Source organism: Nocardiopsis synnemataformans (genome assembly GCF_965343085.1).
In the GTDB taxonomy this organism is placed as follows: Bacteria; Actinomycetota; Actinomycetes; order Streptosporangiales; family Streptosporangiaceae; genus Nocardiopsis; species Nocardiopsis alborubida.
The window spans coordinates 122,882-143,534 of the sequence record NZ_CBDRFA010000006.1; the positions used below are offsets into that span (position 1 = coordinate 122,882).

18 protein-coding genes and 1 pseudogene are annotated in these 20,653 nt (G+C 71.5%); 8 read left to right on the forward strand and 11 right to left on the reverse strand.

The window, feature by feature from the left end:
* Positions 1-13 precede the first annotated feature (13 nt).
* On the reverse strand, positions 14-1,702 hold the full coding sequence (locus ACSIH6_RS04950) for an ABC-F family ATP-binding cassette domain-containing protein (RefSeq protein WP_435107009.1): 1,689 nt from the start codon (positions 1,700-1,702) through the stop codon (positions 14-16).
* A 629-nt stretch (positions 1,703-2,331) separates the two neighbouring features.
* Between ACSIH6_RS04950 and ACSIH6_RS04955 the strand changes: the two genes are divergently transcribed.
* Positions 2,332-2,880 carry a hypothetical protein gene (locus ACSIH6_RS04955; RefSeq protein ID WP_435107010.1) on the forward strand — a complete coding sequence of 183 codons (549 nt, stop codon included), beginning with the start codon at positions 2,332-2,334 and terminating at the stop codon, positions 2,878-2,880.
* Positions 2,881-3,065: 185 nt separating this feature from the next.
* Here ACSIH6_RS04955 and ACSIH6_RS04960 read toward each other — a convergent pair.
* Positions 3,066-3,590: pseudogene (locus tag ACSIH6_RS04960) on the reverse strand (NUDIX hydrolase); the annotation flags it as partial.
* A 394-nt stretch (positions 3,591-3,984) separates the two neighbouring features.
* Between ACSIH6_RS04960 and ACSIH6_RS04965 the strand changes: the two are divergent.
* A complete protein-coding gene (locus tag ACSIH6_RS04965; RefSeq protein ID WP_435107011.1) occupies positions 3,985-4,521 on the forward strand; it encodes a hypothetical protein in 537 nt (178 codons plus the stop codon).
* A gap of 150 nt (positions 4,522-4,671) precedes the next feature.
* On the opposite strand, the gene ACSIH6_RS04970 is transcribed toward ACSIH6_RS04965, so the two are convergent.
* Positions 4,672-5,433, reverse strand: a complete 762-nt coding sequence (locus ACSIH6_RS04970; protein ID WP_435107012.1) for a MerR family transcriptional regulator — start codon at positions 5,431-5,433, stop codon at positions 4,672-4,674.
* 137 nt (positions 5,434-5,570) lie between these two features.
* Here ACSIH6_RS04970 and ACSIH6_RS04975 point away from each other — a divergent pair, with 137 nt between their 5' ends.
* Entirely contained in the window at positions 5,571-6,383 is an 813-nt protein-coding gene (locus ACSIH6_RS04975; protein WP_435107013.1) for a thioesterase family protein, read from the forward strand.
* A gap of 90 nt (positions 6,384-6,473) precedes the next feature.
* Here the strand turns inward: ACSIH6_RS04975 and ACSIH6_RS04980 are convergent, their stop codons facing one another.
* On the reverse strand, positions 6,474-8,978 hold the full coding sequence (locus ACSIH6_RS04980) for an FtsX-like permease family protein (protein WP_435107014.1): 2,505 nt from the start codon (positions 8,976-8,978) through the stop codon (positions 6,474-6,476).
* 110 nt (positions 8,979-9,088) lie between these two features.
* On the opposite strand from ACSIH6_RS04980, the gene ACSIH6_RS04985 reads away from it, so the two are divergent.
* Entirely contained in the window at positions 9,089-10,363 is a 1,275-nt protein-coding gene (locus ACSIH6_RS04985) for an RNA-guided endonuclease InsQ/TnpB family protein (protein ID WP_435107015.1), read from the forward strand.
* Positions 10,364-10,403: 40 nt separating this feature from the next.
* On the opposite strand, the gene ACSIH6_RS04990 is transcribed toward ACSIH6_RS04985, so the two are convergent.
* The 3 genes from ACSIH6_RS04990 to ACSIH6_RS05000 all read right to left on the reverse strand — a co-directional run bounded on the left by ACSIH6_RS04990 (position 10,404) and on the right by ACSIH6_RS05000 (position 12,560).
* On the reverse strand, positions 10,404-11,072 hold the full coding sequence (locus ACSIH6_RS04990; RefSeq protein ID WP_435107016.1) for an ABC transporter ATP-binding protein: 669 nt from the start codon (positions 11,070-11,072) through the stop codon (positions 10,404-10,406).
* 228 nt (positions 11,073-11,300) lie between these two features.
* Positions 11,301-11,582: a hypothetical protein gene (locus ACSIH6_RS04995; RefSeq protein ID WP_435107017.1), complete on the reverse strand. Its 282-nt coding sequence runs from the start codon at positions 11,580-11,582 to the stop codon at positions 11,301-11,303.
* A gap of 234 nt (positions 11,583-11,816) precedes the next feature.
* Positions 11,817-12,560 carry a metallophosphoesterase gene (locus tag ACSIH6_RS05000; RefSeq protein ID WP_435107018.1) on the reverse strand — a complete coding sequence of 248 codons (744 nt, stop codon included), beginning with the start codon at positions 12,558-12,560 and terminating at the stop codon, positions 11,817-11,819.
* A gap of 447 nt (positions 12,561-13,007) precedes the next feature.
* On the opposite strand from ACSIH6_RS05000, the gene ACSIH6_RS05005 reads away from it, so the two are divergent.
* From ACSIH6_RS05005 to ACSIH6_RS05015, 3 genes are read left to right on the forward strand one after another with little or no spacing between them, the layout of a single operon-like run.
* Positions 13,008-14,000: a Bug family tripartite tricarboxylate transporter substrate binding protein gene (locus ACSIH6_RS05005; protein ID WP_435107019.1), complete on the forward strand. Its 993-nt coding sequence runs from the start codon at positions 13,008-13,010 to the stop codon at positions 13,998-14,000.
* The gene (locus ACSIH6_RS05010) at positions 13,997-14,590 is read left to right on the forward strand and encodes a tripartite tricarboxylate transporter TctB family protein (RefSeq protein WP_435107020.1); all 594 of its coding nucleotides are present in this window, start codon (positions 13,997-13,999) and stop codon (positions 14,588-14,590) included. Before ACSIH6_RS05005 ends, ACSIH6_RS05010 begins: the two co-directional genes overlap by 4 nt.
* Positions 14,591-16,144, forward strand: a complete 1,554-nt coding sequence (locus ACSIH6_RS05015; RefSeq protein WP_435107021.1) for a tripartite tricarboxylate transporter permease — start codon at positions 14,591-14,593, stop codon at positions 16,142-16,144. It begins immediately after the preceding gene.
* Positions 16,145-16,266: 122 nt separating this feature from the next.
* Here ACSIH6_RS05015 and ACSIH6_RS05020 read toward each other — a convergent pair whose 3' ends face one another.
* A complete protein-coding gene (locus ACSIH6_RS05020) occupies positions 16,267-16,881 on the reverse strand; it encodes a TetR/AcrR family transcriptional regulator (protein ID WP_435107022.1) in 615 nt (204 codons plus the stop codon).
* 104 nt (positions 16,882-16,985) lie between these two features.
* On the opposite strand from ACSIH6_RS05020, the gene ACSIH6_RS05025 reads away from it, so the two are divergent.
* The gene (locus ACSIH6_RS05025; protein WP_435107023.1) at positions 16,986-17,942 is read left to right on the forward strand and encodes an NAD(P)-dependent alcohol dehydrogenase; all 957 of its coding nucleotides are present in this window, start codon (positions 16,986-16,988) and stop codon (positions 17,940-17,942) included.
* On the opposite strand, the gene ACSIH6_RS05030 is transcribed toward ACSIH6_RS05025, so the two are convergent.
* The 3 genes from ACSIH6_RS05030 to ACSIH6_RS05040 are packed head-to-tail and all read right to left on the reverse strand — an operon-like array spanning position 17,920 to position 20,482.
* Positions 17,920-18,804 carry a metal ABC transporter permease gene (locus ACSIH6_RS05030; RefSeq protein WP_435107024.1) on the reverse strand — a complete coding sequence of 295 codons (885 nt, stop codon included), beginning with the start codon at positions 18,802-18,804 and terminating at the stop codon, positions 17,920-17,922. The two genes, ACSIH6_RS05025 and ACSIH6_RS05030, sit on opposite strands and share 23 nt — an antisense overlap.
* Positions 18,792-19,538, reverse strand: a complete 747-nt coding sequence (locus tag ACSIH6_RS05035) for a metal ABC transporter ATP-binding protein (protein WP_435107025.1) — start codon at positions 19,536-19,538, stop codon at positions 18,792-18,794. Before ACSIH6_RS05035 ends, ACSIH6_RS05030 begins: the two co-directional genes overlap by 13 nt.
* The gene (locus ACSIH6_RS05040) at positions 19,535-20,482 is read right to left on the reverse strand and encodes a metal ABC transporter substrate-binding protein (protein WP_435107026.1); all 948 of its coding nucleotides are present in this window, start codon (positions 20,480-20,482) and stop codon (positions 19,535-19,537) included. Before ACSIH6_RS05040 ends, ACSIH6_RS05035 begins: the two co-directional genes overlap by 4 nt.
* Between the last annotated feature and the right edge of the window lie 171 nt (positions 20,483-20,653).

The following is a 20,653-nucleotide window of genomic DNA, read 5'->3' on the forward strand; positions in this document are numbered from 1 at the left end:
TCAACCGGCGGGATCAGCCGCCGTCGTGTGCGGCCGACTGGCCGACCAGGCGGGACGCGGACGCCCCCGGGGCCAGCGTGAGCCGCTCCCACGAGGCGACGTCGCGCTGGAGCTGCCGGTCGTGGGTGGCGAGCACCACCGCCGCCCCGGTGGCGCCGAGACCCTCGGTGAGCTCGTCGACGAGGGCGATCGAGAGGTGGTTCGTCGGCTCGTCCAGCAGCAGCACGTGCGGCCGGGACGCCAGCGCCAGGGCCAGGTCGAGCCTGCGCTGCTGCCCCATGGACAGCTCACGCAACGGCTTGTCGGCGTCCGTCGACGAGAGCAGCCCCAGAGAACTCAGCGAGACCGCCTCGCCCTCCCGCAGGACTCCCCTGCTGACGAGCCGTCCCAGGTGGGCGGCGAACACCTCCCGAGCACGACGTGTCCCTGCCTGCGGCGACTCCTGCGTCAGCAGTTGCACCCGTGCGGTGCGCGCGGTGCGCACACCGCCGCCGGTCGGCTCGATCCGCCCGGCGAGCACCGCCAGCAGCGTCGACTTGCCCGCCCCGTTGGCCCCGGTGACCACCAGTCGCGAACCGGAGTCAAGGGTGACCGTGACCGGCTGGTCCAGACGCCCCGCGACGGTGACCTCGTCGGCCCTGACCAGGGTCACGCCGGGCAGCGCCGACAGCTCCGGCATCCGGAAGCGCAGCGGGGGCGGCGGCATGGTGACCGCGTGCGCCTCCAGGTCGTCGCGCCGACGGTGGACGGAGCGCACGAGCCCGGGCGCGCGGGTCGCCCGCTGGTGCTTGCCGGTGCCCTTGTCCGGACGCCAGCCGCTGACCAGCCGGTTCTGCGCCTCGGACAGGTCCTGGGTGAGGCGGGCGTGCTCGGCCTGCTGCTGCTCGTACTCGGCCGTCCAGCGTTCGCGTTCGGCGCGCCGTCCCTCCTGGTATCCGGCGAACCCGCCGCCGTGGACGCGCGGCCCGCCGTCGCGGCTCGGGTCGAGGTCGAGCATCGTCGTGGCCACGTCCGAGAGCAGGGCGCGGTCGTGGCTGACGAGCACCACGCCGTTGCCGTGTCCGCGCAGTTGGGCGGTCAGGAAGTCGAGCCCGGCGGCGTCGAGGTGGTTCGTGGGCTCGTCCAGCAGAAGGAAGTCGTGCGAGGCGCCCAGCAGGCAGGCCAGCCGGACGCGGTAGCGCTGGCCCACCGAGAGCTCCGCCAGCGGCCGTGACCGGTCGGTGACGGCGCCCAGGTTCTCCAGGGCGAGGTCGACGCGCCGGTCGGCGTCCCAGGCGTCCAGCACCTCGGCGGCGTTCAGGGCCGCCGCGTATTCCTCGGCTGCTCGGGGATCGCCCTCGGCCAGCCCTTCGGCGCTGGCGTCGAGCGCGGCCAGGGCCGCGCGGGCGTCGGCGAGTTCGATGTCGACCAGGTCCCCGACGGTGCGGCCGCCGGTCGCCCGCATCTCCTGTTCGGCGACGCCGAGGGTGCCGATGCGCCGCACGGTCCCGGCATCGGGTTCGAGCGCACCGGTGAGGATGTGCAGCAGCGTGGACTTGCCGCGGCCGTTCTCGCCCACGACTCCCCAGCGGGATCGTGGTGTGACGGTCATGTCGACGCCGGAGAGGACCGTGCGGCCGCCGCGGTCGATGTGGACGCCGTTGGCGGTCAGTTGCGCCCGCTCACCGGCGGGCAGCACGAGTTTGGGGTTGAGGGTTGCCACTGTTCCTCCGAACAGAGCTCCGCCCGGCGCGATGGCGGGTGTGCGGGAGCTCTTCGAGCTGACGGAAAGACCCGGAAGCGGGTCGGTGTACACGTCGGGCACCCGCGGCCACGCGGAGGCGGGGCGGGCGCTCAGGCTCGGATCAGAGGTACAGCGGTAGATGCACGAGGTCACCGTAGCAAACCGGTCAGTGCGAACGGAAAGGAATTTCGAGGCCCCCCGGGGGGCCAAGCGCCCTCGCCGTGGATGATGTTCAGCGCAGACCGTAACAGCGCCTTGCGGTCCTCGGCCATGGGGGTTCCCGTCCGGTCTTCGGGGAGGGCCGGATGGCACGTTGGCGGATGGCGCCGACACGACTCTGATCATCACGGTTACCAGGATCACGGTCCACCACAGCGGTTCCATATGCCACGGATACGGGCGCTGAAAACCGCGGATAAGAACGTGCGAGCAGGAATTCCAGGTGCCGTCGACCGTCTTACCGGTCCGGCAGAGCATGCTGTCCGCGGCGTGACGACATGTCCTCCTTTACCGCTAAAGATGGGGTTGACCAGCTGGAATGCCAGGTGAACACGTGCGGTGGCCGAATCCTTTGCGTGGGCATGCGCCTGACACGGGAAACGCCCGTCATGCAGAGAAAGGACGTGCTCATGCCTGTTCCCGCTGAGGAGATGGGATTCCTGTCCGAGGAGGACTGGGGAAAGCTGGCCAGGGCGCTCGACGCCAACCCCGAGCGCCTCAAGGCCCAGTACGCCGAGGCCGTCGCCGCGCACCTGCGTGACCCCCAGCCGGTGGTGCTGAAGGAGCAGCGCAACGCCCCGGCCCCGTCCAACGCCCCCTCCTTCGACTTCAGCAAGACCTTCGAGGCGACCATCGTTCCGGGTGTGCTGACTCTGCGGGTCGTCGTCTCGGCCTCGACCGGTGAGAACTGGTCCGCCCACGTCAAGGTCAGTGCGGTGGTCTTCGGTACGGAGCTGGGCAGCGCCGAGGCCAACCTCTCGGCGGTCAATTCCTACGTTGAGATCCACCCCAGCGTCCTGCTGGCCAAGGCCGATCTGAGGATCGGTTTCTCCGGTGAGCGGCTGTGCTTCTTCGTGCAGGGGCAGGCCTGCTACTGGGCCCTGAGCTGGCACTGCACCTCGGTGGACGCCCACAACCTGTTCTGCCTGCGCTCCTGAGGCCGAGGCCAGGACCGGGGAGCACAGGTGCCCCTGCGCTTTTCCGGTCCGGATCTCGCCGTGGAGACGTCCTGCCCGCGCCGGTCGCTGTGTCAGCGGTCAGGGCGAGAGGACGGCAGCCCCCGTGCGGCACCGACGTCGTACGGGGGCCGCCGTGCGCTCGTGCGGTGGCGGCCGTCCTCACCCCGGCCAGTGGCGTACAGGTACAGCAGCGCGTTCATGGAGGTGCCGCTCACCAGTTGACGCTGCCTGACCAGATCGGGGACCCGGTCCAGCGCCACCCATTCCACGCGCTCGGCCTCCCAGGCGTCCTGGGGCTCGCCGACCCTCTCGGCCGTTTGGGCGACGAAGATGTGGTGTTCGCTGTCGGTCAGCCCGCTGGAGGGCTGGACGTAGACCAGCGGGCGCAGCGGCCCCGGCCGCCACCCGGTCTCCTCCAGCACCTCGCGCGCGGCCGCCCGCTCGGGGCTCTCCTCCGGGTGCACACCACCCATGGGGATCTCGTAGCCCCAGGTGTCGGTGATGAACCGGTGCCGCCACAACAGCAGCGCCCGGTCCCGTCCGTCGAGCACCACGGCACCGGCCCCGGGCGGTCGGCGGATGAGCCGGTGGTCGAACCGGTGCCCGTCGGGCAGTTCGACGTCCGCGGCCCGCACGTCGATCCACGAATCGGTGTACAGGGGCTTTTCGGAGTGGACGGTCCAGCGCACGGGTGGCCCTTTCCGTTGGACGGGAAGCGGGAGCAGCAGACTCCCATGTTCGCGTGTGCGCGCGTGGTTGTCGGTTCGCGCGGCCTGGCCGGGTCCTGCCGCGCTGCTTCTCCCGGCCACCCCGCCCGCTCGCTCGCCACGAACGCGGCGCGGCTACGCGGGGCTTCTGCTTTCAGTGGCCGGTGTGGTCCGGGCGCGCTCGTGCCGGGCTGTTGCCACGGTCACGTTCGCGCTGGTCCCTCCGTCGGCCGCACACCGACGAGGCCTAGAAACGGGCCCATGCCGTCTGACCAGGGGGTTGCTCAGGTTTGGTGTTGTCTTTCCCACCCGCCTCACGTGGTTTCCAACACTTTCCAAAGCGTTGACCAGCGCATACGTTGCACGGGTGAACTTTATGCGATCGATACCCAAGCTGACGTTTACCGCGACCTCCAGCCTGCTCATCACCGGCGGGCTGCTTCTGGCCGGACCGGGCGCCGCAGCCGCGGACACGGCCTCCGCCAAGGAGATCGCCGACACCCTCAACGACAAGCTGAATGACGACATGGCCGGTCACATGACCGAGGAGCACGTCGAGAACGCCCGCGCGATGGTCGAGGCGGCCAAGGACCGCGACCTGGGCGAGGACGCCGCCGCCCTCGCGGTCGCCACCTCCATCGTCGAGACCCACCTGGACAATCTCGACTGGGGCGACCGTGACAGCGTCGGCCTGTTCCAGCAGCGCGACCACTACGGCTCGCAGGAGGACCGGCTCGACCCCGCCTGGGCCACCAACGCCTTCTTCGACGAGCTCGAGCGCGTCCACCCCGACGGCAGCTGGGACGACGACCCGATGGGCAGGGTCGCCCAGGACGTCCAGCGCTCGGCCTACCCCGACCGGTACCAGCACCAGGTCGACGACGCCGAGACCATCGTGGACCATCTCTGGTAACAGCCGTCCCAAGGCAGACAGTGGAGCGTGCGAACCCCGCTCTCGCATGCTCGTCCGGCGGAGGCCGGTGACCGGACACCCGGTCACCGGCCTCCGCCGTTTCCGGCTTTTGTGCCGGGTTCTCGGGCGCCCCGCGTGTGCGGGGCCGGTTCACGCCTCCTGGCGGGCGGCGTTGGCGGCGAAGGCCTCGCGCAGGTACACGCTCAGCCCCTCGGCGTGGGCGTCGACGGTGGCGGTGAAGCGCTCGTCGTCCACGTACAGCTGCCCCAGTCCCCGGTGGACGCAGGTGGTGCAGTCGTAGAACCAGCGGGTGATGTGGGCGCGGTGCCGCTCGGCCAGGTCCATCACGGCGGGGCTGTCGGGCGCCTGCCCGTCGTTCATGGCCGCGGCCAGGGCCAGGTAGATCTCCTCGCCCTCGGCGTTGAGCCGCTCCCAGTCGGCCTTGGTGTAGGAGCTCACCCTGCGCTGGGACTGGGTGTAGGCCTCGCTGCCGCCCCAGCGCTGGCGGGCCTCCTCGGCGTGGGCGTCCACGTCGAAGTCGCCGAAGAGTTCGAGGCGTTCGGCGGGGGTCAGGTCGAGTTGCATGGTGTCGGCCTCCATCAGGCGTTCGATGCCGCGCGCCATCGTGCGCAGGCGTTCGATGCGTTCGGTCACCAGCCGGTGCTGACGGGCCAGGTGGGCGCGGGTGTCGGCGGCGGGGTCGTCGAGCAATGCGGCGATCCGGTCCAGGCCGAAGCCCAGCTCCCGGTAGGTCAGGATCTGCCGGAGCCGCTCCAGGTCCCCGTCGCTGTAGCTGCGGTAGTCCGACGGGGTGCGTCCGGCGGGAACGAGCAGTCCGATCCGGTCGTAGTGGTGCAGGGTCCGGACGGTCTGTCCGCTCATCCGGGCGACCTCGCCGACGGTGTGTCCCATCTGTCCTGGTGCTTCCTCGCTGGTGGTGACGTGTGCCCGAAGTTAGGGCCTGACGCCGCGTCAGGGTCAACCACTTTCCCCGGCCAGGCCGCCCCGCGTCCACCACCGTCCCTTACCCATCGGTAACATCTGGGGGCATGAGCCCTGACCACACCGCCGATGACTTCCGGTTCGACCGGGACACCCGTGTCGAGAAGCTGGCCGACGGCGAGTTCGCCGCCACCCTCACCAACGCCTGGACCACCTTCACCTCCCACCCCAACGGGGGCTACGTCCTGGGCGCCGCCCTCAACGCGCTGCGCCAGAACCTGAGCCAGCCCGACCCCCTGGCCGTCTCGGCGTTCTTCCTGCGCCCCGCCGCCCCCGGCGCGGCCACCGCGCGCACCGAGGTGGTGCGCGAGGGACGCCGCACCGCCACCGGTCAGGTCCGCCTGGAGCAGGGCGGCAAGGAGATCGTGCGCGCCACCGCCACCTACGGCGACCTGTCCCCCGACCCCACGGCCCGGGTCCTGACCCTGGACGAGCCCCCGCGCCTGCCCGCCCCCGAGGACTGCCCCGTCCCGCCCGAGTTCGACCGCCCCGAGGGCCTGGGCATCGCGCGCAGCGTCGAGTACCGCTACCCCGGGCGGCCGGGCTGGCTGGACGGCCGCAAGGACGGCCGCCCGCACGCCGAGTTCTGGATGCGCTTCGCCGACGGGCGCGAGCCCGACACCCACGCGCTGGTCTCGATGGTGGACTTCGCTCCCCCGGCCGTGCTGGAGATCGGTGAGTTCGCCACGATCACCGTCGAGCTGAGCGTGCACGTGCGCGCCAGGCCCGCCCCGGGGTGGCTGGCCTGCCGTGTGTTCACCAAGCACGTCTCCGGCGGCCTGCACGAGGAGGACATGGAGATCTGGGACGGCACGGGCACACTGGTCGCCCAGTGCCGCCAGCTGGCCATGCTCCTGTAGCCGCCGTTCCCCGTTGTGGGACGGGGCCCCGTCACTCGCTCCGGCGGCTCGCGGAGCTCGCCGCCATGGCGGTGTGGGGACCCCTGTCCCTCACACCGTCCCGGGTGAACGCCGTGCCGGACGGTAACCGGTGAGCCAGGCGGCGGCGGTGGTGGCGACCAGGGTGGCGACAAGGGGACCCCAGGGAACCGCGGGCGGCCACTCGCCCCAGGCGTGCAGTGCCGCCGCCATCGCCACGCCGCCTCCGGTCAGGCCCAGGAGCGCGGCTGGGACGGTGAGGGCGAGCAGACGTGCCGCGACCATGCGGCGCACGAACCGGGGTGGTGCGCCCACCGCGGCCATAACCTCGTCATCACGGGCGTTCTCCGCGGCCGAGAGCGCCCCCGCGATGGCCGCGGTCCCCACCGCCGTGGCAGCGGCCAGGCCCGTGAACAGCCACAGCACGTAGGAGATCTCCGCTCCGTCGTAGCCGCTCTCGACGTGGAGGCTGGCATGTCCTCCCAGGTGACGTTGGGTGGCGGAGCGAGCTGCCTCGACCTGCTCGGGGGCGGGCGCGGTCTCCGTCACCAGCAGGGCGTCACGAACCGGGCCGCTCACCAGGCCGTGTTCGTCCAGGGTCCGCGGCCAGATCAGGGCATGGGGCAGGTGTGTCTGGACGTCGTCGGGGACCACGGACTCCGCCTCCAGTTCGACGGCCTCCCCAGAGGAGCTGCCGCCCGGCCGCAGGAGGACCCGTCCCGAGCTGTGTCGCAGTGCGCTGTCCGTCAGTACGACCCGGCCGTCCCGTAGGGCGCGAAAGGCCCGTTCTCGTTGGTCCTCCTCGGGGAAGCGGGCGAGGACCAGGCTCTCGTCGGCCACCGCGACGGACTGGACCGGTGTGATCCCCGCGGGCAGGTCACGCGAACACTCGTCATCGCCGCCGCCGGAGGAGAGCGCGCACCGCCATGCGTCGTTGTCCAGGACGAGGCGTACCGGGCCGTCGCCGATGGGCATCGCGGCGTAGCGGATCCGGACGACCTCAGCACCGCCCAACGCCTGGGTGACCGGGGACAGCGCGGCGTCGTCGGAGGGCAGTGGTCCACTCACCATGGCCTGGCCGTTGAGGAACGCGGGTACGTAGGTGCGGGCGTTGTGCCGGTCGGCGCTGTGGATGAGCACTCCGACCACGGAGGCGGCGGCCATGACCGCGCAGACCGCCACCGCCAGAGGCAGCGACCGCGACGGGCTGCGGGCGGGAGCGCGCAGCGCCACCCGGGCACGCACCGGAAGGCGTGCGGCGACCGCCGCCAGGGTGCGCAGCAGCAGTCCGCACGAGCCGAGCAGCCCGAGCGCGTAGGCGACGGCGCCCGCCCCGGCGAGCGGGACGGTTCCGGCGGCGGTGCCGCCGACCAGAGCTGCCAGTCCCGCTGCCGCGAGGAGGGGCCACGTCCACGTGCGGTGGCGGTGGGTCACCGGGCGTGGAGCGTCGCGCAGCACCGCGGCCGGGCCCCGCCGCGAGACCGACCACGCGGGCAGCCACGCGGCGACCAGCCCCGCCACCAGGGCCAGGAGTACGATCCAGGCGAGCTGGTCCGGGCGGATCACCGGCTTCCCCCAGGACAGGCCCACGATCCGCTCCCCCACCGGTTGGGCGACCAGCGCTCCCGCGACTCCCAGAGCCGTTCCGGCCAGGGCTCCGGTCGCGGCCACCAGCACGCCGTGGGTCAGTACCGTCAGACGCAACAGGGAGGGGCGGGCTCCGGCCGCGGACAGCAGTCCCATGTCCCGGCGGCGGCGCTGGGCGGAGAGGGTGAACACCGCCGTCGCCAGGAGCGCGACCTCACCCAGGCCCAACGCGGTGAACAGCAGCACCGCATGGTCGTCGTCACGTGTGGTGTCCTCAGCGGCTGGCGGTGCGCCCGGTGTGGGGCCCGGGGTGCGCGGGTCCACGGTGAAACCGAGTGGATCGAGTGACCGCACCAGTTCGGGTTCACGCATGTCCGGGGGCAGCCCCCCGATCAGCCATGGCCCGGTGCTCTCCGGCGAGGCGGTCAGCGCCGGATCCTGGGGCAGGCCCACGAGGAAGTCGCGATCATGGCTGCTGGGATCGACCACCACTCCGGTGACGGTGGCGGTGTGGCCCTCTCCCACGGTGACGCGGTCGCCGATCCCCGCACCCGTGCCGCGGCTGAGGTGCCGGCTCGCCAGCACCTCACCGCTTCGCTCGGGTACGCGCCCGTCGGTGACCTCCAGCAGACCGTGGGTCAGCGGGTCGGCCAGGTCCACCAGGACCACCGAGGTGGGAACCCGGCCGTGCGCCGTCTCCACCGGGAGCACGGAACTGGTGGCCGGAACGATTCTGGCTTCCTCGGGCAGGGCCTGACGCAGCCGGGTGGCGGAGGCCGTGTCCGTCTCCGAGTACACACGCGCCTGGGCCTCGCCCATGGCCGCCGTCCGCTCCTCCTCGGGGGTGGGGACGGCGGTGCTGTAGAGGATCTGCACCAACACGGCGACGGCCACCGGCAACCCGAGCAGTCCGGCCCCCAACAGGGCGCTCCTGCCGTCCTGCCTGACCATCCGCCACGCCAGGAGCAGACTGAGCGGCCTTTTCACCATGTCTCCCGGAGGATGCCCCGGCCTTGAGGCCGGGGAGGAATCCGGGCAGGCAGTCGGCACCTTTCCCGTTTTGCCTTACACATACTTCTCCTTGCTCTAACCTTTGCCGTATGCGGACGGCGTACAAGTGCCGGGCCTACCCGGACCCCGAACAAGCGGCCCAGCTGGGTCGCACGTTCGGGTGCGTGCGCCTGGTGTGGAACAAAACGCTCGCCGACCGCCACACCGCCTACCACCAGCACGGCCGCACGACCTCCTACAAACAGACCGACGCCGCGCTGACCCAGTGGAAGAAGACCGAAGACCTGGCGTTCTTGTCCGAGGTGTCCTCGGTGCCGTTGCAGCAGACCCTGCGCCACCAGCACAGCGCGTTCTCCCACTTCTTCGCTGGACGCGCCCGCTACCCCCGGTTCAAGACCCGGCAGGGCCGACAGTCGGCGCACTACACCCGGTCGGCGTCTCGCATCAAGGATGCACAGCTGTTCCTGGCTAAACAGCAGGCACCGCTTGAGGTGGCGTGGTCCTTCAACGACGTCGACCTCGCGTCGCTGGACCCGACCATGGTCATCGTTTCGCGTGAGGCGGACGGGCGCTGGTATGTGACCTTCGCCGTGGACACCGACGATCCTGACCCGGCACCGGACACTGGTTCTGAGGTGGGTGTGGATCTGGGGGTGAAGGACTTCGCGATCCTGTCCACGGGCGAGAAGATCGCCAACCCCCGCCACGTGGAGCGCAAGGCCCGCAACCTCAAGCGTTACCAGCGGCGCATGGCCCGCACCCAGCGCGGGTCGAACAACCGCCGTAAGGCCAAGCGCAGGGTCGCGGCCGCGCACCGCAAGGTCCGCCACGCCCGCGCTGACTTCCTGCACAAGACCACGACCCGCCTGGTGCGCGAGCACGACCTGATCGCGATCGAGGATCTGAACGTGCGGGGCCTGACCGTCTCCGCACGCGGCACCGTTGAGCGACCCGGTCAGCGGGTCCGTCAAAAGGCCGGGCTGAACTGGTCGGTTCTGGACGCTGGCTTTGGTGAGTTTCGCCGTCAGCTGGAGTACAAGGCCGTGCGTGCGGGTCGCACGTTGGTGGTGGTGGATCGGTGGTTTCCTTCCAGCAAGACCTGTTCTGCGTGCGGGTACCTGCTGGATCGGCTTTCGTTGGGCACCCGGGTATGGACGTGCCCTTCCTGTCGCACCCGGCATGATCGGGATCTCAACGCGGCCAAGAACGTCCTTGCGGCTGGTCGAGTCGCAGCCCGGGAAGCAGTCTCGGGTGATGCCTGGGGAGCTGGTGTGAGTCGGCAAGGGTCCTCCCTTCCGCTGTCGGCTGCGAAGCAGGAAACCGGGCCCGTGAGGGTCGCCGCGCGAGCGGCACCGGACCGTTAGGTTCGGTCGGAATCCCCCTCCTTTGAGGAGGGGGAGGAAGTCAAAGCACGCCTCCCCGAGCTGGAGCGAGTACGCCATCGCGCATCACCATCACCCGGTCGGCCAGCGCCGACCATTCCTGGTCATGGGTCCCCACCAACACACCAGCGCCGTGTTCACGCGCACGGGCGACCAGGGCCTCCCGGACCGCCCGCGACGACGCGGAGTCCAGCGCGCCGGTCGGCTCGTCGGCGACGACCAGTCGGCGGGGCCCGATCAGTGCGCGGGCGATCGCCACCCGCTGGCGTTGGCCGCCGGACATCTCCTCGGGATAACGGTCGGTCAGCTCGGCGACACCCAGCTCCTCCAGCGCCGCAAGCGTGTGTTGGCGCGCTCCACGAGTTCCCTGTAGTTCCAGTGGGAGCGCGACGTTCTCCTGAGCGGTGAGCACGCTCAGCAGGTTGTATTCCTGGAAGACGTATCCGATGCGGCGGCGTCGCAGGTCCGCACGGCGTTTGGCGCTGGTGCCGGTGACGTCTTCGCCGTCGACGCGCACCGTTCCCCGGGTGGGTTCCTGAAGGCATCCGGCGATCTGTAGGAGGCTGGATTTTCCTGCCCCGCTCTGGCCGTACACCACCACGACCTCCCCGCGTTCGATCCGCAGGGACGCTTCTCGGACGGCTACGACCCGGGCTTCGCCCGCACCGTACTCCCGGACCACTTCGTTCATTTCCAGAGCCGGTGCTGTGTTCTCGATGTGCACCTGTGCGCCAGTCATCGCCCTCGCCGCCGATTCCCTTGACCCGTACAGCGGCGGTTCGGGCGCGGTGGTGGGGCACTGGTGCACACCGAACGCCGCTGCACGGTACCTCGTCATTTCCGCCTGCGTTGTTCCCGCGCCCCAGGGATGCATTCAGTGGGAAACAGGGGGAACGCCATCAGTGTGATGGCGGTGATGTCACCGAACCTCGATAATCGCGGCTCGCGCGTCTCCGACCGTGCAGCTCACGGTGACGTTTCCGTCGCCGTTCTGCCAGTCCGAGTACCGGTCGGGCTGGAAGGCGCAGTCGGCGCGCAGACGCCACTCCTCTCCCAGCCTGCCGAAGCAGCTCGCGTAGGCGTCACCGTTGCTGACGCCCTTGTTGCAGTCGAGCGCCATAGCGCTGGCACTACCGGCGGCGGTGTTGGCCCAGGCCGGGGCGGCAGCGGCGGCCAGCCCCGCCACCAGAAAGACGATCACGGCCGGTTTTTTCAGGTTTTGGAACATTTACGCGCATTTCCCTTTCCCTGCTTCTTTCGTTGCGCCGGAAGCGTAAACAGGCCGCAAGGGTCAAGTCAATGGTTCGCGGATCAAGGAATAAGATAATATCGTGGGAGGTATTCTGGTGCGGGGCAGGAAATTTTTGGTCGAAACGCTGGTCGAATCCGGGCCGTCGGCCAAGCCGCCCGACGACCCGGCAGCCCTGCGCCCGGGTCAGACCACCGCGCGGAAGTGCGTGGTCAGGCGCTGGTCCTCGTCCAGGATGTGGAAGGCCACCCCCGGAGGCTGGTCGCGGTTGGCCGCGGGCTCGCCCTCCCAGGGCATGCGCAGCGTCCACGTCACACCGGGCGCCAGCAGCAGGGGCCGCCCGGCGAAGGTGGACGCCCCGCCGGTGTGGGCGTGCCCGACCAGGATCCCCGCCACCCGGGGGTGGGCCCGCAGCAGTCCGGCCAGGTCGTCGGCGTTGTCCAGCCGCATGGAGTCGGGCAGCGGGTGGTGGACCCGCACGGGCGGGTGGTGCAGGGCCAGCAGGGCGGGCCGGTCGTCGGGCAGGGCGCCCAGCGTCTCGTTGATCCACACCAGGGTGGCCGTGTCCAGGTGGCCGCCGTCCTCGCCCGGAACCGTCGAGTCGCAGGCCAGCACCGCCGCACCGCCCACCTCGTGCACCTGGTTGAACGGTGCGGCGGACGGCTCCTGGCCCAGCAGTGACCCGCGCATCCGCTCGCGGTCGTCGTGGTTTCCGGGGCAGACCAGCACCGGGAAGGGCAGGTCCAGCAGCTGGGCCGCCTCGCGGTACTCCTCGGCGCTGGCGTGGTCGGCGATGTCGCCGGTGACCAGGAGCGCGTCCGGCGCCTGGGCGAGGCCGCGCAGGTACTCCACGGTCCGGGCGGCGCGCCCGGTGGTGCGGTCGGTCCCGTCCAGGTGCAGGTCGCTGATGTGGGCGAGCAGGAGCGTCATGGCCGTCCTTCGTCGGTCGCGGGTGCGTCACGCCCTCCGGGACCGCGCGGACCTGCCGGTCCCGCCGCTGGGAGGGCGCACGGAACCCGTGTGGCCGGGAACCCCCTCGGCTCCCGCTCCGCGCCCGCCCCAGGCCGTTGACCGGCCGTTTCCCGTCGGGTGAGACGAGGCTATTGCGCACGCCGCGGGCGGGACAGGGTGGTTGTCCACCGCGATCGGCGGACACGGTCACGGGCGGGAACCGGGGCGACCACAACAATCTCTGTGTTCAAAACGACCAGAAGATTTACCGGCCGGCAAACCGTGGGTCATGCTCTCGAAACCGGTGCGGATGCGACCGGCGCCACGGAGCGGTGTAACGGCCGCCACGCTCCCGCCTCGGGCGGTCCGTCGGCCCGCGAGCGCCCGCCCGCACCGCGGACCGGCAGCAACGGAGAGAGCCACCCCATGAGCATCCAGCGCATTCTGCGCGTCGGCGGCGCGGTCGCCGCGGCCGTCGTCATCGGCGCCGCGGCGGTCAACGCCTCGTCGACCGGCGGTGACGGCGCCGAGGCCGTACGCAGCCGACTGACCACGATCGTGCCCGCCGCGCCCGGCGGCGGCTGGGACCTGGTGGGGCGCGAGGCGCAGAACGCCTTCCGCGAGGCCGGGATCGTCGCCAACAACCAGGTGGTCAACGTTCCCGGCGCGGGCGGCACCATCGGCCTGGCCCAGGCGGTCCGCCAGGAGGGCCGGGCCAACATGCTGATGGTGACCGGTACCGTCATGATCGGCAGCATCATCGTCAACAACTCCTCGCACGACCTCCAGGACGTCACCCCCATCGCCCGGCTGGCCGACGACTACGAGGTGGTCGTGGTCCCCGACGACTCCCCGTACCAGGACATGGGCGACCTGGCCGAGGCCTGGCGCGAGGATCCGGGCGGGATGGCGATCGGCGGCGGCTCCCTGGGCGGCACCGACCACCTGCTGGCCGGGCTGGTCGCCTCCGACGTCGGCGTCGACCCCCAGGACGTCAACTACATCGCCTTCTCCGGCGGCGGCGAGGCGCTGACCTCGCTGCTGTCGGGCAGCGTCGACGTCGGCATCAGCGGCTACAACGAGTTCAGCGACCAGATCGAGGCGGGCAACGTGCGCGCCTTGGGCGTCTCCGCGCACGAGCGCGTCGAGGGCATCGACGTCCCCACCCTGGCCGAGCAGGACATCGACGCGGTCCTGCCCAACTGGCGGGGGTTCGTGGCTCCGGCCGGCATCACCGAGGAGGAGCGGGCCGAGCTGACCGCGATCGTCACCGAGATGCACGACACCCCCGAGTGGACGCAGACCCTGGAGCGCAACCGCTGGGACGACACCTTCCAGACCGGCGAGGAGTTCGAGGAGTTCCTCGCCCTGGAGACCGAGCGCATCACCACCATCACCGAGGAACTGGGCCTGTCTTGAGTACCGACGCCACCACCCCCACCCGGGCGACGGAGCCCGCCGCCCCGCCGCCCCGCCCCTCCTGGTGGCGGGGCAGGTCCGAACTGCTGGTCGCCGCCCTGGTGCTGGGCATCGCCGGGTTCATCGCCGTGCAGACCGCCGCCATGCCGGTGCCGCCGGGCACCGAACCGCCCGGTCCGCGCTTCTTCCCCACCCTGGTCGCGATCTTCATGGGCGCCACGGGCATCGCCCTGGCCGTGCAGGTCGTCCTGCGTCCGGCCCGCACCGCCGACGCGCCGACCACCGGGGAGAACCCGGACGCCGCCACCGACGGGAGCGCCCCCTCCGGTGAGGAGGGGCCCGTCCGCATCGACTGGCGCTGCCTGGGGATCGTCGTCGCCTCGCTGACGGTGTTCATCCTGCTCCTCCAGCCGGTGGGCTGGCTGCTGTCCGCGGCGCTGCTGTTCTTCGGCGTCGCCTACGCCCTGGGCAGCCGCCGCTTCCTGTTCGACGCCGTGCTGTCGCTGGTGTTCTCCTCCGTCATCCAGCTCGCCTTCGTCGCCGGTCTGGGCCTGAACCTGCCGGCCGGAATCCTCGGGGGCATCTTCTAAATGGACGTTCTCAACAACCTCATGGCGGGGTTCGCCAACGCGCTGAGCCCCGAGTACCTCTTCCTGGCGCTGCTGGGCGTCATGCTCGGCACCGCGGTGGGCGTGGTGCCCGGCCTGGGCTCCTCCATGGCCGTCGCGCTCCTGCTCCCGGTCACCTTCCATCTCGACCCCACCGGCGCGTTCATCATGTTCGCCGGTGTCTACTACGGCGGGCTGTTCGGTGACTCCACCGCCGCCATCCTGATGAACACGCCGGGGCAGGCCTCGGCCATCGCCACCGCCATCGAGGGCCACAAGATGGCCAAGCGGGGGCGGGCACCGCAGGCGCTGGCCACGGCGGCGATCGGCGCGTTCATCGGCGCGATCGTGTCCACGGCGCTGGTGGCGTTCTTCTCCCCGGCCATCGTGCAGCTGGCGTTGCAGTTCGGCCCCGCCGAGTACTTCGCGCTCACCGTCTTCGCGTTCGTGGCCACCTCCGCGGTGGTCTCGCACTCGGCCGTGCGCGGCCTGATCGCCCTGGGCATCGGCCTGGCCATCTCGATGGTGGGCATCGACGGACTCAGCGGCGCCGAGCGCTTCACCCTGGGCGTACCCCAGCTCTTCGAGGGCTTCAGCATCATCACCGTGACCGTGGCGCTGCTGGCGATCGGCGAGGTGCTGCACGTGGCCGCCACCGCCCACGCGGGCGGCGGGGCCGACGGCGGCCTGCGGCGCAGCGCCACCCCCTGGCTGAGCCGCGCGGACCTGCGGCGCACCCTTCCGGCCTGGATGCGCGGAACCCTGTTCGGCCTGCCGTTCGGGTCCATCCCGGCCGGCGGCTCGGAGATCCCGACCTTCCTGGCCTTCGGCAGCGAGCGCAAGCTCGCCGCGCGGCGGGCCCGGCGCGGCAAGGGCGAGAACGAGTTCGGCAACGGCGCCATCGAGGGTGTGGCCGCCCCGGAGGCGGCCGCCAGCGCCACCGCCGGAACCGCGATGGGCACCTTGCTGGGTCTGGGCCTGCCCACGTCGGCGACCGCCGCGATCATGCTGGCCGCCTTCCAGCAGTACGGCATGCAGCCCGGTCCGCTGCTGTTCGAGCGCGACGGCGACCTGGTCTGGGCGCTGCTGGCCAGCCTGTTCATCGGCAGCGTCATGCTGCTCATCCTGAACCTGCCCTTCGCGCCGCTGTGGGCGAAGCTGCTGCTGGTCCCCAAGCCGTACATGTACGCCGGGATCGCCGTGTTCTCGTCCCTGGGCGTGTACGCGGCCGCGTCCTCCATGGTGGATCTGTGGCTGATGCTGATCCTGGGTCTGGTGGCTCTGATGATGCGCCGCTTCGACATCCCGCTGGCCCCGGTGCTGATCGCGGTCGTCCTCGGGCCGGTGGCCGAGACGGAGCTGCGCCGCGCCCTGGCTGTGGGGCAGGGCGAGGTGTCGGTTCTCGTGGACAGCGGGATCACCCTGGGGATCTACGGGCTGCTCCTGGCGATCGGCCTGATCGTGGCGGTCGGCCGACTGCGCGCCCGGCGGGCCGCGCGTAAGGACCACACCCCGGTGGAGGCGGGCCGCGGCTGACCCCGGCCCGGCCCCCTCGGGCGCGGCGGCACGGACCACTCCCCCGCGCCGCCGCGCCGTTTCTGTTCAGGCCCGTGCCCGGGCTGCCGCCGACCGGTGTCCTTCCGCGACCGGCCCCGGTCTCAGGGAGTCCCGTGGGTCGTGGCCGCGGGCTCGTCCCCCCGTGGGCGCACGCCCGTGATCGCGATGTCCAGCAGGCGGCTCGCCTGTGCGCCGTCGGGGTGGTCCTCGGTGGCGAGCGAGATGGCGCTGACGAGCGCGACCAGGTCCTCGGCGCGCACACCGGGGCGCACCGCCCGCGTCTGTCGGGCGCGGTGCAGGAGTTCGCCGGCCGCGGCGGTGATCATCGCCGCGCAGCCGTCGTCGCGCTCCAGCAGGTCGGCGTCGCGGCCGTCCCGCAGCAGCGAGGCGGCCAGGCCGCGGCTGGCCGCGGCGTAGGCGTTGAGGTTCCGCAGCCAGGCGAAGAGGGCGTCGCCCGGCTTGCGCGTGCGGGCGTGCTCCCGCGCCCTCGCGCAGAGCGCTTCGACCCGGTCGTGGAAGACCACCTCCAGCAGGCAGCGCCGGGAGGGGAAGTGCCGGTGCAGGGTCGCCGATCCCACTTCTGCCCGGCGGGCGATCTCCTCCAGTGAGGCGTCGGCGCCGTGGGCCGCGAACGCCTCCTCGGCCACGGCGACGATGCGTTCGTAGTTGCGCCGGGCGTCCGCACGCAAGGGCCTTCGCGTTGTGCTCTCGACCACCGTGACCTCCTGCGCTTGCTAAGTGGGGTGCCTCTCCGGTTATCTTAGCGGAACGAAGTGGGGGGCCACCCCACTTCCTTGTCGAGAGTCCGGGGAGAACGACCATGCGCGCTGTGCAGTACGAGCGATTCGGCCCGCCCGAGGTGCTGTGCGTCAACGAGGTGCCCACGCCGAGCCCGGGAGAGGGCGAGGTGCTCGTCGAGGTGCACGCCGCGAGCGTGGACGCGGGTGAGGTCGCCTTCCGCTCGGGCAGGATGCGCGGGATCACCCGCGCCCGGTTCCCCCGGGGCGTGGGCGTCGACTTCACGGGCCGCGTCGCGTCGGTGGGTGCCGGAGTGCGCACCTGGCGGGCCGGGGACGCGGTGTGGGGGCTCACCCCGCACTTCGCCTTCGGGGCCATCGCCGACTACGTCGTCGTCCCCGAACGGCGGCTCGCCAGCGCGCCCGGGAACCTCGGCCTCCTGGAGGCCGCCGCCCTTCCGGGGGCGGGCACCACCGCCCTGACCGCGCTGACGGACAAGGCCCGCCTCGCGCCCGGTGAACGGCTCCTGGTCCGCGGCGCCACCGGAGGTGTCGGCAGCGTCGCGGTGCAGCTGGGCAAGGCGCTCGGCGCCGAGGTCACCGCCCTCGCCGGGGCACGCAACCTCGACTGGATCCGAGGAATCGGCGCCGACGAGGCTCTGGACTACCGCACGACCCGGCCGCGGGACCTCGGCCGCTTCGACGTCATCGTCGACCTGGTCGGCACCGACCTCGGCGCCTACCAGACACGGTTGGACCGGCGCGGGCGCATGGTCGTGCTCGCCTTCGACCCGGACCGCGTCCTCAGGTCCCTGGTCGGCACCGGGCTCCGGGCAGCCGCGCGGCCCGGCCGGACCAAGCTCTTCAGCAACAACCCGTCGGCGGACCGCATCGCCGAACTCACCCGCTTCGCCGAGGAGGGGAAGATCCGTCCCCTGGTCGACACGGTCTTCCCGATGGCCGACGTCGCGGAGGCCCACCGCGGGCTGGAGGCGGGCGGCGTCCGCGGGAAGTACGTCATCGACGTGCGACGCCCGTAGCGGCTCCACGCGTGCTGCGGCGCCGCCGCAGCACGCCCTGCCGGGGCGAGAACAGGTAGGCCAGGGTGAAGGCCGCCGACTGGGCCAGCACGATCGCCCCGCCGGTGGACACGTTCAGGTGGAAGCTGAGGAACACCCCCGCCACGGCCGCCACCACGGCCACCGCCGCGGAGATGACCAGCATCCGCTCGAAGCGGTCGGTGAGCAGGTAGGCGGTCGCGCCGGGGACGATGACCATGGCCACGACCAGGATGATCCCCACCGCCTGGAGGGCCACCACCACCGTGACCGACAGCAGCCCCAGCAGCAGGGTCTCCAGCAGCCGGGGGTTGATGCCCACCGCGTGCGCGTGCACCGGGTCGAAGGCGTACAGGGTCAGGTCGCGGTGCTTGTACCAGACCACCGCCAGCACCACCCCGGCCAGGACGAGCACCTGCCAGATGTCGGTGTCCGACACCCCCAGCACGTTGCCGAACAGGATGTGCCCCAGGTCGGTCTGGCTGGGCACGCGCGAGACCAGGACCAGGCCCAGGGCGAACATGGCCGTGAAGACCACGCCGATGACGGCGTCCTCCTTGACCCGGGAGGTGCGGTTGACCACCCCGATCAGGGCGACCGACCCGGCGCCGAAGACCAGCGCGCCCACGGCGAAGGGCAGCCCGAACAGGTAGGACAGCACCACCCCGGGCAGGACGGCGTGGGAGACGGCGTCGCCCATCAGCGACCAGCCCACCAGCGTCATCCAGCACGACAGGACCGCGCACGCCACCCCGGCGACCACGCTGACCAGCAGGGCGCGCCGGACGAAGTCAAAGCCCAGGGGCACCGTGAACCACTCCGCGACCGCGGTCAGCGCGTCCATGCCGTTCCCTCCTCGTCGGTGTGGATCCCGAAGGCCTCCATGAGGGTCTCCGGGCGCAGGACCTCCTCGGGGGCGCCGTGCGCGACGACGCGGCGCTGGAGCAGCACCGCCTCGTCGCACAGGGCGGGCACCTGGGCCAGGTCGTGGGTGGACACCAGCAGGGTGTGGCCCTCGCCGCGCAGTTGCAGCAGCAGTTCGGTGATGCGTCCCTCCGAGCGCTTGTCGATCCCGGCGAAGGGCTCGTCGAGCAGGAGCACGTCGGCGCCCTGGGCGATGGCGCGGGCCACGAAGGCGCGTTTGCGCTGGCCGCCGGAGAGCGCGCCGATCTGGCGGTCGGCCAGGTCGCTCAGGTGGGTGCGGTCCAGGGCGTGCTCGACCGCCTCCCGGTCGGCGGGGCGGGGGCGTCGCCGCTGTCCCATGCGTCCGTAGCGGCCCATCATCACCACGTCGCGCACGCGTACCGGGAAGGCCCAGTCGACCTGCTCGGACTGGGGCACGTAGCCCACCAGCCCGCGGCGGCGGGCGGCGGCCCCGGTGTGCCCGAGGATCCGCACCCGGCCCCCGTCGGTGGGGACGAGGCCGAGCACGGTCTTGAACAGGGTGGACTTGCCCGACCCGTTGGTGCCCAGCAGGCCGCAGACACGGCCTGGGGCCACGGACAGGCTCACGCCGTCCAGCGCCAGGACGTCGCCGTAGCGGACGGTGGCTTCGGTGACCTCGATGGCGGCGTTCAACGCTCCTCCCCCCGCAGCCCGGCCACGATGGCCTCGGCGTCGTGGCGCAGCAGGTCCAGGTAGGTGGGGACGGGGCCGCCCTCCTCGGACAGGGAGTCGACGTAGAGGGTCCGGCCCATGGCGGCGCCGGTCTCGCGCGCCACCGAGCGCTGGGAGCCGTCGTTGACGGTGCTCTCGCAGAAGACGGCGGGGACCTGGTTGTCGCGGACGAACTCGGTGACGGCGGCGGTCTGCTGGGGGGTGCCCTGGGTCTCGGCGTTGACCGGCCACAGGTACATCTCGGTCAGCCCCGCGTCGCGCGCCAGGTAGGAGAAGGCGCCCTCGCAGGTGACCAGGGCCCGGGAGCTGTCGGGGACCCCGGCGAGTTCGGCCTCCAGGTAGTCGCCGACCTCACTGATCTCGTCCTTGTAGGCCTCGGCCGCCTCGGCGTAGACCTGCTCGCCCCCGGGGTCGAGTTCGGTGAGGGCGTCGCGGATGTTGTCGACGTAGACGGGGGCGTTGTCGGGGGACATCCAGGCGTGGGGGTTGGGCTGGCCCTCGTACTCCCCCGCGGAGATGGGGATGGTCTCGACGCCGTCGCTGAGCACGGCGGTGGGGGCCTGCACGCGTTCGGTGAACTGGCTGAACCAGGCCTCCAGGCCGAGCCCGTTCTCCAGGATCAGGTCGGCGTCCTGGCCGCGGACGAGGTCGTCGGGGGTGGGTTCGTAGCCGTGGATCTCGGCTCCGGGCCGGGTGAGGGAGGCGACCTCCACACGCCCGTCGGCGACGTTGCGTGCCATGTCCGCCAGAACGGTGAACGTGGTCAGGACCAGGAGCCGTCCGTCGTCGCGCTCCTGCCCGGCGGAGGAGGAGCAGGCGGTCAGGCCCAGGACAAGGGCGAGGGAGGCGGCGGGGAGCCTCGCCGACCAGGAATGTGAAGAAGCCTCATCTTGAAAGTTCGGCACGCCTAACTTTTTACCACAAGAGGGCCAAACTACACATCGCGGCGGGCACGTCGTGATTGCGGATCCGGGACCGGAGACCCGGATCCCGCGCCCTGGGCACCGCTGACCCACCCGTGCGGGTGAGCCGACACACGGGCGCGGCGGGCCCCGGAAACCGCGCTACCCAGACGG